Raw genomic sequence first — 12709 nt, forward strand, 5'->3', positions numbered from 1 at the left:
TCAGCCCAGGCGGTCGAACCACCGGTCCACGACCGCGTCGGCGACCGTGGTGTCGTCGCGCAGGATGCTGGTGAGCGCGAGGCCCCGCAACAACATCAGCAGCGACTCGTAGCCGACACGATCGTCCCCTGTGGACTCGAACGCCGTCCGCAGCTCCCGGCCCAGCTCGCGTTCCGCGGGCAGCAACGCCGCCCGCAACGCCAGGTCGGTCCGCGCGCCGAGCCAGAGTTCCAGCCCCGCCAGGAACAACGGCCCCGACATCGCCTCCCGCAACGCCGTCACCAGCTGCCGCCGCGAATCCGCGCCGGCGAGCCGCACCTGCGCCAGTTGCTGCTCGGCGATGTAGTGGATCGCCGCGACGAACAGGTCCGCCTTCGACCCGAAGTGGTGCAGCAGCGCACCCCGCGACACGCCCGCCCGCTCCTGCACGCGCTGCGTCGTCGTGCCGGCGTAGCCGAACTTCACCAGGCACGCGACGGTGGCGTCCAGCAGGGTCTGGTGGGTGCGCGCTCGTTGTTCGCTGCGGGTCACCCGGGCAGCCTACCGTCCTCGTTGACAGTCCAGACGGACTGTCAAAACCTCCCGGCATGCTCGCTGTGGAGTTGGTGCGCCGGGGTGCCCAGCGCTTCGCGGACCGCACGGCCGTGGTCGTCGGTGACCGGGAGTTCTCCTTCGCCGAGGTCGACGAGCGCGCCAGCCGCCTCGCCAATGTCCTGCTCGCCGCGGGCGCCGGGCGTGGCACGAGAGTGGGGCTGCTGGTCGACAACGGCGAGTGGTCCATCCCGCTCGACTTCGCGTGCCTCAAGGCCGGCGTGACCAGGGTGCCACTCAACGCCCGCCTCGCCGTGGCCGAGCAGACCCGGATGCTCGCCGAAACCGGCGTCACGCTGCTCGTGTACAGCAAGTCCCTGGCCGAACGGGCCGCGGAACTCGCCGAAGCCCTCGACGGCCTGCGCGTGGCCGGGCTCGGCGACCGCCAACGCGCCCAGGACCTCGACCTCGTCACCGAACTGGACCGCGTTCCGGCGGCCGACCCGCGCGTCCCCGTCGCCCCGGACGACGTCGTACTCGCTCTCCACACCTCCGGCACCACCGGCACCCTCAAGGCCGCGCAGCACACGCAGGCCAGCTATGCCGCGATCACCGGCAACATCCTCGCCAACCTCCTCTCCCCCGGGCCCGGCTCGGCGATGCTGCACGCCGCGTCGCTCATCCACGCCAGCGGGACTTTCGTGCTGCCGTACTGGATCCGTGGCGGCCGCGCGGTCGTGCTGCCGGGTTTCGACCCCGGGTCCTATCTGGACTCGGTCACCCGGCACCACGTCACCGACGTCAACCTCGTGCCGACGATGCTGGGCCTGCTGCTCGCCGGATCCACTGTGGACGCCGCCGTCACCCTCGACACCATCGTCTACGGCGCCAGCCCCATGCCGAAGCCGCTGATCCAGGAGGCGATGGTCCGCTTCGGACCGAAGTTCGTGCAGTACTACGGCCAGACCGAGGCACCGCTGTGCCAGACGGTGCTCGGCAAAACCGACCATCTGCGGAGCGAACTGCTCGGCTCGTGCGGCCACCCCGCCGTCGACGCGGAGCTCCTGCTCACCGATCCCGACGGGAATCCGGTGCCGCGCGGGGAGATCGGCGAGATCCGCGTGCGCGCGCCGTTCACGATGAGCGGGTACCTCGACGCACCCGAACTCACCGCCGAGACCCTCGTGGACGGCTGGATCCGCACCCGCGACCTGGCCCGCGCCGACGAGCGCGGGTATCTCCACCTGGTCGATCGGGCGAGCGACATGATCGTGACGGGCGGCTACAACGTCTACCCGCGTGAGGTCGAGGACGCCCTGGCCGCGCACCCGGCCGTCGCCGAGTCCGCCGTGGTCGGCGCGCCCGACCCGACGTGGGTCGAGGCCGTGACGGCGTTCGTCGCCCTGCGGCCGGGAGCCACGGTGTCCGAAGAGGACTTGCGTACGCACGTGCGCGGGCTCCTCGCCGGGTACAAGGTGCCCAAGCGCGTGCGCGTGGTCGACGCGATCCCGAAGTCGGCGGTGGGCAAGATCCTGCGCCGGGCCCTGCGTGATCCCCTGTGGGAGGACCGATGAACGTCCTGGTCGAGAAGCGCGGCCCCGTCACGATCGTGACGATCGACCGGCCCGAACGGCGCAATGCCGTCGACCGCGCCACGGCCGAGGCGCTGGCCGACGCGTTCCGCGCGTTCGACGCCGACGAGGACGCCTCCGCCGCCGTGCTACAGGGCTCCGGCGGCACGTTCTGCGCGGGCGCCGACCTCAAGGCCGTGAGCGAAGGCCGGGGCAACCGCACCGAACCCTCGGGCGACGGGCCGATGGGACCGACGCGGCTGCGCCTGGCCAAACCGGTGATCGCCGCCGTGAGCGGCCACGCCGTGGCAGGCGGGCTGGAGCTGGCGATCTGGTGCGACCTGCGCGTGGCCGACGAAACCGCCGTGTTCGGCGTGTTCTGCCGGCGCTGGGGCGTGCCCCTCATCGACGGCGGCACCGTGCGGCTGCCGCGCCTGATCGGCCAGAGTCACGCACTGGACCTCATCCTCACCGGCCGCCCGGTCTCCGCCGACGAGGCACTGCGGATCGGCCTGGCCAACCGCGTCGTCCCCGCCGGCCAGGCACTCGACGCGGCGGTCGAGCTCGCTCAGAGCCTGGCGGCGTTCCCGCAGACCTGCCTGCGCGAGGACCGCGCGTCGGTGCTCGAACAACACGGCGCGACCGAAGAATCCGCCCTGGCCAACGAGTTCGGCCACGGCCTGGTGTCCCTGTCGAGCGACACCGTCGCCGGCGCCACCCGCTTCGCCCGCGGCGCCGGCCGGCACGGTTCGTTCGACGCCTGAACCCGGGGCGGGGCACAGAAACCCCGCCCCGGGTTCGTCACGCTGCGACGTAACCCGCGTCGAGCTCGCGATGCAGGGTCACGCGGTCGATGGCCTTCTCCCACTTGCCCACGACCAGTGTGGCCACGCAGTTGCCCGCGATGTTGGTGAACACGAACGCCGCCGACAGGACACTGTGGACACCCAGCACCAGCGCGATGCTGCTGACCGGAATCGTGTGCGTGGCCGCCAGGGTCAGCGCCAGCACCGCGATGGCCGAACCCGACACTCCCGCGCCGCCCTTGGACGTCAGCAGCAGCACGAACAGCAGGCCCAGCTGCGCCTGCCAGCTCAAGTCCGTGCCGGTGGCCTGCGCCAGGAACACACTCACCGCGGCGAAGTACAGGCACGTGCCGTCGTGATTGAAGCTGTACGCGGTGGGCAGCACGAGCCCCACCACCGGCTCGTCCACACCCAGCTTCTCGAGCTTCGCCGTGAGCTGGGGGAAGACACTTTCGGACGAGCTCGTGCCGAGCACCAGGACCAGCTCCGCGCGGAAGTAGCGCAGCACCTTCCACAGGCTGACCCCGGCGTAGTGCGAGACCGGCCACAGCACGAGCACGAAGAACAGCACCACGATCAGGTAGAACACCCCGACCAGCTTGCCCAGCGGCAACAGCGTGCTCAGCCCGTATTTCGACACCGTGAACGCGATGGCCCCGAACGCGGCGAACGGCGCGAGCCGCATGACCTTCTTGATGATCCAGAACAGCGACTGCTGCACGGTGCCGACGATGTTCAGCACCGGCTGCGCCTTCTCGCCCAGCGCGGCGAGGCCGCAGGCGAACAGGACGGAGAACACCAGCACCTGCAGGATCTCGCCCTTGGCGAACGCGTCTACGGCCGACGTGGGCACGAGGCTCACGAGGAAGTCGTCGAAACCCTCCGACTTGGCCGGCGCCGCCGAGGCCGGGGCGTGCAGCGACGACGGGTCGATGTTCATGCCGACGCCGGGCTTGAGCACGTTGACCACCACGAGGCCGATCACCAGCGCGATCGTGGTGATCACCTCGAAGTACACAATGGACTTCACCGCGATGCGGCCGACCTTGCCGAGATCGCGCACGCTCGCGATGCCGTGCGTGACCGTGCAGAAGATGATCAGGCCGACGACCATCTGGATGAGGTGGATGAAGATGTCGCCGAGGAAGTCGACGTGGTGCCCGACCGAGGGCGCGAGCGCACCCACGAGCACGCCGACGACAACGCCGGCGAGGACCTGGAAGGTCAGGTCCTGGTAGAACGGCTTGCGCTTGCGGGTCTGCCCGGGGGCGCCCGCGGACGTGGTTTCGCTCATCGTCTTCCGGTTTCTCCGTTGAATCTCCGGGTGGGGAGGCTGTGACTCGGGAAAGCCGGGGCTAGCCGAGGATGCGGCGGGCCGGGGCGAACACCTCGTCGGCGTCGAGGCGGCGCGGGAGCAGGCCCTGTTCGAGACACGCGTCGACGATCAGCTCGATCGGGCCACTCAGGCGCTCGAAGCCGAACACCGTGGGGACCGGCGCGCCGGCGGGCTGCTCGACGGTCGCGTCGGCGCGGCGCAGCAGCTCGTAGGCCTCGCGGACCGCGCCGGGGTCGCGGCGGCTCACCGACTCCCCCGCGACGACCATGTGGTTGATCGGCATGAAGCCGTGCTCGCGCCACCACTGCTCGTCGCGGGTGGCGGCGTCCGGGATCACGCGTACGAACTCGTCGCCTTCGGGCAGGTCGTTGCCGAGGATGGTGGCGTCGATGCGGCCTTCGCGCAGGAGGTCGGGCAGGCTCGCGTCGCCGACGCCGTGCTCGACGAAGTCCGGGTCCTGGTACTCGGCGACGTGGGCGCCGTCGCGGGTGAGCCAGTGGATGTCGCGCGAGGCGAGGCCGAAGTCCTCGGTGAGGTGCGCGCGGACCCACATCCCCGTGGTCTGGGTGAAGGCGCGCACGCCGATGCGCTTGCCCTTGAGTGCGGCCGGGTCCACCGGGCGCGACGCGTGGGCGATGAGGCAGCCGCGCTGGAACCGCGACGCGACCACGGCCGGCAGCAGCACCACGGGGCGGCCGTAGGCGATCGCCTGCAGCGCCGTGACGATGGCCAGCTCGCTCAGGTCGTAGGCCTCGTCGCGCACCATCGGCGCGAACGCCTTGTGCACCGGCGAGACCGCGGTGAAGTCGAGCTCGACCGACGGGCTGGTGACCTCGCCGTTCTTGAGCGGCTTGGTGTGCGGGTAGTCCGCGAGGACGGTCCGCAGGGTCGTGGGCTCAGGCACGGCTCGCACCCTTCAGCGACGGGTAGAAAGCGGCGGCGGTCCCGCCGAAGATCTGGTCGAGGTCGGCTTCGGGCAGCACGGAGACCGTCTCGCGGGCCTCGGCCAGCAGGTCGGGCAGCACGCCGTCGGCCGCGGGGAAGTTGGAGCCCCACGCGATGCGGGCGGCGCCGTAGGCCGCGACCAGGTCGGTGAGGAAGTCCTCGGTCGTGGACGCGCCCTTCGCCGACGCGGCCAGCGCGCGGTGGGTGAGCTTGAGGTGCACGCCCGGGTAGGCGGCGAGGTCGAACAGGTCCTTGGCCAGGCGGTAGGGGCGCCCGTCGGAAAGGTCGGGTCGCGCGCAGTGGTCGAGCAGCACGCGCACGCGCGGGAAACGGTCGAGGATTTCGCGCAGCTTCGGCAGGCCCTGGATCGTCATCTGCAGGCACACGGGGATGTCGTGCTTCTCGGCGTGGGCCCAGGCCGGGAACGAGTCCTCGTGGCCGAGCCAGTCGGCCTGGCCCGGCATGGTCGTGCCGGTGGTGAACAGGCGGAAGCCCGAGAGGCCGAGGCCCTGCCAGTGGTCGATCTTCTCGACGGCGTCGGGGGCCATCGCGTCGATCGAGTAAACGCCCGCGAAGCGGTCGGGGTGGCGGCGCAGCGCGTCGGCGACGTAGCGGTTGTCGTGGCCGTACACCGTGGACGCCTGCACCACCACGGCCTGCGCGATGCCCGCCGAGTCGAGGGCCCGCACGAGGCCGTCGATGTCCACCGGGTGCGCCTTCGACCACTCGCTCTGCTTCCCGCCGATGGGGTCGACCGGGTACTGGCCGGCGTCCGGGGAGATGACGTGGGTATGCGAGTCGATGATGTCCATGTGACCTCCTGTGAACCGGCGATTCGGCGCAGCACCGGATCCTCGGCGACCCGGCTCGGAGCCCGCGCGCTCCGGCAAACGGGGACCATACACGATTGTTAACAATCTCGTACAAGATTGTGGGGACGATTTCGTTGAGGATCACGGTGCGCAGCGCCCCGTGAGCACAGCGCGAGCAGTCCCGTGGAATCCGTGCAGGTGGGAGGGTGCGGGACGGATGGGCCCCCTGACAAGTGAGGGTGGCTGGAGACTCAGCACCGACGCAGCAAGAGGGCGACACGGCGGGATGATTTGTTCGAATCGGGCAGTCGGGAGGGGCGGGCGGAAAGCCCAGGACGGGCCGAGATCGGCGCGCACCCGGCGGCTCGACCCCGCCGACCGGGTGGCCCCCGGACAGCACAACGCCCCAAGCTCCGGGCGGGCCGGTGCCTGGGGCGTCGTAGCGGTGGGAGCGGTGGTGGGCCAGGGGTCAGCCGAACATGCCCACCTCGTAGTGGCCCGCCGACTGCTGGGTGATGACGTTCATGCGGTTGTAGGTGTTGATGAGCGCGATGAGCATGGTGAGGCCAGTGAGCTGGTCCTCGTCGTAGTGCTTGGCGGCCTGCTGCCAGACCTCGTCGCTGACGCCGCCCGCGGCGTCGGCGATGCGGGTGCCCTCTTCGGCCAGCTCCAGGGCCGCGCGCTCGGCGTCGGTGAAGACGGTGGCTTCGCGCCAGGCCGCGACGAGGTTGAGGCGGGTGGGCTCCTCGCCCGCGGCGACCGCTTCCTTGTAGTGCATGTCGGTGCAGAAGCCGCAGCCGTTGATCTGGCTGGCGCGCAGCTTCACGAGCTCCTGCGTCGCGGCGGGAAGGCCCGAGTCGGCGATCGGCTTGTTCGCCGCGTTCAGGTACTTCATGAACTTGCCGGCGACCGCGTTCTCGAAGAGGTTGAGTCGTGCTTCCACTGGCCTGCTCCTTCGCCCTTTTCCACTGGTTACACACCCTTGACGGGTGGGCCCGCGAAGTTGTGACACCGGCGAAAGTGACCTGCGTCTCACCCCAGGTCGGCCTCCGCGCGGATCTCCAGCGTCTCCCCCGGCTGGTGCAGCTCCAGCACCACGAGCTCGTTGCGCCCCCTGCGCCACAGCGGCGCCGGGGCGTAGAGAGTCCGTTGTGGACCGCGGCTCCAGTAGCGACCCAGGTTGAAGCCGTTCAGCCAGACGATGCCCTTCTCCCAGCCCGGCAGCGCGACGAACCCGTCGGCGGGCGCCTCGATCGGCACCGCGGCCCGGTGGAAGGCCGGGCCGGCTGCCGGAGCACCCGGGGTGAAGTGCACTGTGGACAGATCGTCGAGCGGCAACGGCCGGATCTCCCAGCCGAAGAGCTTCTGCTGGGTGTTCATCGCGACCCACCCGTCGATGCCCTTGCGGTCGGCGAGGTACGGGCCGTAGTTGATCCGGCCCATCGCGTCCACGAGGATGTCGAGCTGGTTCTCCGCCTCCTCGAACACCAGGTCCACCGTGCCGTCGGGGGTGTTGCGGTCGAGGACCCCGACCTGCTTGCCGCCGGCGAAGACCAGCGCGCGGTCGGCGAGGCCGTGGATGCTCAGGGTGCCGTTGTGCGGGCCCTGCACCTTCGTGCGGTAGTGGATGAGCCCGGTGGCCTGGCCGAGCTTCTCCATCGGCAGCGGCTGCGGCGAGCGCACCACCTTCGACAACGCGGGCAGCGACTCCAGCAGCGACGCCGACGCATCCGGCTTCACGGTCTGCGGCGCCAGCCGGGGCGAACGGCCGGGGATCGGCCCCTCGGGCAGCTTCGTGTACTTGCCGATCACGGCCCGCAGCGCGGTGAACTTCGCGCCGAGGTCGCCGGCCTCCCCGACCGGGGAGTCGTAGTCGTAGCTGGTGACGGTGGGCTGATACGTCGTGCCGGAGGTGTTGGCCCCGCTCGTGAAGCCGAAGTTCGTGCCACCGCATGCCATGTACAGGTTCACCGACGCGCCGCTGGCGAGCACCGTGTCGATGTAGCCCGCCATCTGCTGCGGGTCGCGGGTGTTGTGCTGCTCGCCCCAGTGGTCGAACCACCCGTCCCAGAACTCCGCCATCATCACCGGTTTGCCGGGCTGGAACTTCTTCAGCGCCTCGAGACTCGGCACCGGGTTGCCGTCGCCCGTGCCGACTTCGAGCGTGCCCGGCAACGAGCCGAAGCGCATGAAGAAGTCCGACGCGCCGTCGGCCGCGAACAGCAGACTCGCGCACCCGCGCGAGCGCAGGCTGTCGCGCAGGTGCGCCAGGTACGAGGTGTCGTTGCCGTAGCTGCCGTACTCGTTCTCGATCTGCACGGCGATCACCGGCCCGCCTCGGTGCGCCTCCAGCGCGGCCAGGCGCGGCACGAGGTGGTCGTACCAGGCGTCCACGGCCTTGAGGTACTTCGGATCCGCGCAGCGCAGTTCGAGGTCGCGGTCGGCGAGCAGCCACGCGGGCAGGCCGCCGAACTCCCATTCCGCGCAGATGTACGGGCTCGGCCGCACGATCACCCGTAGCCCCACCTCGCCGGCGGTGCGGATGAACTTCGGCAGGTCACGCCACCCGCTGAAGTCCGGCGGGCCCGGCTTCGGCTGGTGGAAGTTCCACGCCACGTACGTCTCGACCGTGTTCAGGCCGAGCGCCCGCAGCCGCTCCAGCCGGTCGCGCCACTGGTCGGGGTGGATCCGGAAGTAGTGCACGGCACCCGAGATGATCTGGAACGGCTTGCCGTCCAACAGGAACTGCTCGCCGGACACGGTCAACCCTCCGCGGCCCGCCGCGCCGGCCGGCCCGGCGAACACCGTGCTCGCCGCGGCCAGCCCGGCGACCCCACCGAGGAAACTCCTCCTGCTCACTGCACTCACGAAGCTCTCCGTCCTTCGGGGTCAGCCGAGCGTCGCGGCCCGGGCCTGGGTGATGAACGCGTCGAGGACCCCGTCGCCGACGAGCGCCTGCCGCACCCCCCACCGGTTGGTGTCGCCCGTCTTCACGGCCTGGGCCCGGGCGACGAGACCGTCGGCGGACGCGGTGAGCCGCTGCGCCGCCTTGGTGTCACCACGCCCGGCAGCCGCGAGGGCGTCGAGCTGGTCGACCATCGCGCCACCCCACAAAGCCGTCGCATCGAGCCACGGTGAGGCCTCGTCGACGAACGCGCTCTCCACCCGGCCGCCGCGGATGACCTTCGCGGCATCGCGGATCTGCACGGCGTACGCCCGCAGGTCGCCCACCCGGTGGTCGCCCGCGTTCCACCGCTGCCAGAACGCCTTCGCCTTCGCCGCGAGCACCGGGGCCTGCGGCTGCCACGGCGTCGGGCCGAACGTCGGGGCCAGGTGCTCGAGGTCGGCGAACACCCGCAACGCGGCCGTGGCCCGGGCGTCGCCGCCCGCGAGCCGCGCAAGCGCTTGCGGCCACGAGCGCTCCGGCGAGTACCCGGCGTCGTTCCACGCGAAGTCCGTGGCCCCGAACTCGGCGACCTCGCTGGCCGCCTCCTGGTTCATCGGGTTGGCCACGATCCCGTTGAGGTACTGCGAAAGCCCGGCCTCCCGCTGGGCGTAGGGCGCGAGCAGCAGCCGGCCGGAGGACTGCTCGTAGTCGTTCACGGGGTAGTTGTCCCAGAGAAACACCTTGCGGCCGTACACAGTGGACACCTGCTGGGCCTCGTCGGTGGTGACACTCGGCGGCACCACATCCGTGCCGGTCCACTGCACGACCACCGAGGGGTCGAGGTTCTCGCGCAGCTCGGTCTTGTACGGCGAGTCCTTCAGGTCGCTGTACTCGGTGGGCACCGTCTGCAGTGGACGGGCGCCGTCGTGGGTCTTGACGAAGTCGTTCGTGATCGCGTTGAGCAGCGAAACCTGGGCCTTGCCCGCGGCGGCCTGGCCGGGCGCGCCGAACGCCGTCTGGTCGGCCGCGCAGTTCCACTTGGTGTAGGAGATGTCGTCGAACGGGATCGAGAACGACCGCACGCCGAGGTCGTACACCGACTGCAGCTTCGCTTTCACCGCGGCGAGGTCGTCGGGCGAGGAGAAGCAGATCGACACACCGGGCGAGAGCGCGTAGGTGAAGTCGACGTGGTGCGCGGTCGCCGACCGCACCAGCTGCCCGAGCGTGGCCAGCTCTTCGACGGGGTAGGGATCGGGCCATTGTGCGCGCAGGTAGGCGTCGTCCTTGGCGCTGTAGACGTAGGTGTTGGCCTTGACCTCGCCGAGGAACGCGATCTGCCGCAGCCGGTCGGCGGTGCTCCACGGCGGGCCGTAGAAGCCCTCGATCGACCCGCGCAACGCCATGTTCGGCCAGTCGCGCACGGCCACACCGCTGATGGCCCAGCCGTGGCCGGAGCGGACGAACAGCTGTCGCAGCGTCTGCGCCGCGTAGTACTGGCCGGAGCCGTCGCGCCCGGCGATCACGATCTCGCCGCGCGTGGTGGTGAGCGAGTAGCCCTCGGCCTGGGACGGGGCCGCGGCGCCGGCGCCGAGCCGGACCACGAGCGCGTGGCCGTGGCGGGGCTCCTGGGTGACGGCGGTGACCTTGCGCGCGCCGTGCTGCCGGAACAGCGTGGTGACGAGGTCTTTCGCGGCGGCGTCGGTGGTGCTGTCGGTGACGAGCACGACCTCGTCGGGCACCGCGACGTCGGCCGAGTCGCGGGCGAGCGACTGCGGCGTGGGTGTGACGACGGGCAGCGGCTGGTGGTGATCGGCCGCGGCCGCGGCGGGCTGCGTGACGAGTGCGGCGAGCGAAACCCCGGCCGCGAGCACGGCGGCCAGGTGGCGTTTCCGGGAAGTCATGAAGGGGTCCTTCGGGTCAGGCGGCCGGCGGCACGGTGCGGTACAGGGCGAAGGTCGAGAGGTACGGCGTGGCCCGCGCCCGGGTGATCACCACGCGCAGGTGGCCGGTCGTCACGGGTGCGGAGAGCGTGACCAGGCGGGCGTAGCCGATGGTGGTGACGGTGCCGAGCGTCTGCCACGCGCCGTCGACCTCGGCCTGCACGGTCGCGCCCTCCACGTGCTGGCCGCGGCTGATGTCCTCGCCTAGGCGGATCTGGTCGAACGTCGCGGGCCGGGCGAGCGGTACGTCGAGCGTGCCCTCCAGTGCGCCGTGCGGTGGCGTCCACGAGGTGGTCAGCGAATTGTCGGTGACCGCGGCGACGGCCTTCTCGCCGGGCCGCGCGTGGGCCTGGTTCACCTGCGTGGCCGCCACGGACTGGCCGAAGGCCGCCAAGGAAGCGACGTCCGCGGGCGCGAACTCGCCGTCCGGGCCCGGCGGCACGTTCAGCAGCAACGAGGAGTTGCGGCCCACCGTCCGCCGGTAGAGGTCGACGAGCTGCGCGGCGGTTTTCGGCTGTTCGCCGGGGTGGAAGAACCAGCCGGGGCGGATCGAGACGTCGGACTCGGCCGGCGCCCACTGCAGGAAGCGCACCGACGGGTCGGCGAGCACCTGGCGCGAGCCGAGGTCGGTGGCGGTCGCGCCGCCGAGGAACAGCTCCTCGTTGTGCGCGGTGTTCGGGTCGCCGGTCGTCGGCAGCGGGCTCCACTCCGTGGTCCGCGCCTGGCCGGCCTCGTTGCCGACCCAGCGCACGCCGGCCGGCCCGGCGAACGTGACGGTGTTCGGCGAGAGCGCGTGGATCATCGAGAACCAGGTGGTGAAGTCGTAGTTCTCGCTGATGCCGCGGTCGCGCCAGGGGTTGGCGCCGTCGAGCCACAGCTCGTCGATCGGCCCGTACTGGGTGAACAGTTCGTAGAGCTGGTTGAGGTAGTAGGTGTTGTAGTCGTCCTCGTGCACGGTGAAGCGCGGCAGCTTCCCGGCTGCGAGCGCGGCGGCGCGGTCGTCGTTCGCCACCAGCGTGGGGATGGTCCGTGGGGTCACCGCGCTGCCGGTGCCGTAGCGGCCCTGGCCCTGCGGTGCGCTCGCGCGGTCGTCGTAGGTGGCCTGTTCCTCGATGGACAGCGACTGGCCGGCGGCGACCTTCGCCTCGATCCGCTTGACCTCGTCGGCGAAGAAGGTCGCGGGCAGCTCGGCGCCGTCGGCGGGTGAGAGGTAAACACCGACCTTGAGGCCGGCCCTGCGCGCGGAATCCACGTAGTCGCGCAGGATGTCGCCGCGTGGGTTGGTACAGCCGGCGTCACGCGCCTGCCAGAACGCGGACGGGTCCTGCGCGCGGTCGGCCTGCGCGGCTTGGCGGGCGGCGTCGGCTTTCGGGTCGGTGCAGCCCGCGCCGAGCCACCACGGGCTGGCGACGACGGAGTGGTCGGTGTAGCGGGTCGGGTAGAGCACGAAGCCGTCGTGGTGCTTCGCGGTGAGCATCACCTGCGTGACGCCGGCGCCCTTCAGCGAGCGCATCCACTGGTCGGTGTCCACGGCCGGCGGCGCGAACGTCGACTCCTTCTCGGCGCCCGAACCCCATTCGCGGTCGGTGAAGGTGTTCATGCCGAAGTGCGTGAACGCGGTGACGGGCCGCTGCTGCCAGGCGAGCTGGCCGGGCCGCGGCACGACGGCGGCGGCCTTGGCCAGGACGCGGTCCATGCCGTCGCACGGTTCGACGGTCATGATCGCCGCGGTCTTGATCGGTCCGGTGCAGCCGCGGTCCGGCTGTGCGGCGGCACCGGGCGTGGCCGTGGCTCCGGCCACGGCGAGGGAAAACAGTGCGGCCAGAACGGCGTTCCGGCGCCTCGAGATCGGCACGTGCTCCTCCTGACGAGTCCGCGCGG

At 71.0% G+C, this 12709-nt stretch carries 10 protein-coding genes; 2 read left to right on the plus strand and 8 right to left on the minus strand.

What is annotated here, in order from left to right:
* On the minus strand, positions 1-531 hold the full coding sequence (locus QRX50_RS39510) for a TetR/AcrR family transcriptional regulator (protein ID WP_285968178.1): 531 nt from the start codon (positions 529-531) through the stop codon (positions 1-3).
* A 56-nt stretch (positions 532-587) separates the two neighbouring features.
* On the opposite strand from QRX50_RS39510, the gene QRX50_RS39515 reads away from it, so the two are divergent.
* Together QRX50_RS39515 and QRX50_RS39520 are read left to right on the plus strand one after the other, a co-directional pair.
* Positions 588-2105: an AMP-binding protein gene (locus tag QRX50_RS39515; RefSeq protein ID WP_285968179.1), complete on the plus strand. Its 1518-nt coding sequence runs from the start codon at positions 588-590 to the stop codon at positions 2103-2105.
* Complete coding sequence (locus QRX50_RS39520) at positions 2102-2866, plus strand: crotonase/enoyl-CoA hydratase family protein (RefSeq protein ID WP_285968180.1); 765 nt, start codon at positions 2102-2104, stop codon at positions 2864-2866. The genes QRX50_RS39515 and QRX50_RS39520 overlap by 4 nt, the downstream gene beginning before the upstream one ends.
* 37 nt (positions 2867-2903) lie before the next feature.
* Here QRX50_RS39520 and QRX50_RS39525 read toward each other — a convergent pair whose 3' ends face one another.
* The 7 genes from QRX50_RS39525 to QRX50_RS39555 all read right to left on the minus strand — a co-directional run bounded on the left by QRX50_RS39525 (position 2904) and on the right by QRX50_RS39555 (position 12683).
* Positions 2904-4202 (minus strand): cation:dicarboxylate symporter family transporter, encoded by a 1299-nt coding sequence (locus QRX50_RS39525; protein ID WP_285968181.1) that lies wholly within the window; start codon positions 4200-4202, stop codon positions 2904-2906.
* Positions 4203-4263: 61 nt separating this feature from the next.
* Positions 4264-5148, minus strand: coding sequence for a substrate-binding domain-containing protein (locus tag QRX50_RS39530; protein ID WP_285968182.1), 885 nt, complete (start codon positions 5146-5148; stop codon positions 4264-4266).
* Positions 5141-6001 carry an amidohydrolase family protein gene (locus QRX50_RS39535; RefSeq protein WP_285968183.1) on the minus strand — a complete coding sequence of 287 codons (861 nt, stop codon included), beginning with the start codon at positions 5999-6001 and terminating at the stop codon, positions 5141-5143. The genes QRX50_RS39530 and QRX50_RS39535 overlap by 8 nt, the downstream gene beginning before the upstream one ends.
* Before the next feature lie 469 nt (positions 6002-6470).
* Complete coding sequence (locus tag QRX50_RS39540; RefSeq protein WP_285968184.1) at positions 6471-6944, minus strand: carboxymuconolactone decarboxylase family protein; 474 nt, start codon at positions 6942-6944, stop codon at positions 6471-6473.
* Between the two features lie 89 nt (positions 6945-7033).
* Positions 7034-8869 (minus strand): glycoside hydrolase family 35 protein, encoded by a 1836-nt coding sequence (locus QRX50_RS39545; RefSeq protein WP_285968185.1) that lies wholly within the window; start codon positions 8867-8869, stop codon positions 7034-7036.
* 21 nt (positions 8870-8890) lie between these two features.
* Positions 8891-10789, minus strand: coding sequence for a glycoside hydrolase family 84 protein (locus QRX50_RS39550; protein WP_285968186.1), 1899 nt, complete (start codon positions 10787-10789; stop codon positions 8891-8893).
* 16 nt (positions 10790-10805) lie between these two features.
* Positions 10806-12683 carry an alpha-L-fucosidase gene (locus QRX50_RS39555; protein WP_285968187.1) on the minus strand — a complete coding sequence of 626 codons (1878 nt, stop codon included), beginning with the start codon at positions 12681-12683 and terminating at the stop codon, positions 10806-10808.
* Between the last annotated feature and the right edge of the window lie 26 nt (positions 12684-12709).

Origin of the sequence: Amycolatopsis sp. 2-15 (assembly GCF_030285625.1) — a bacterium.
Lineage (GTDB): Bacteria > Actinomycetota > Actinomycetes > Mycobacteriales > Pseudonocardiaceae > Amycolatopsis > Amycolatopsis carbonis.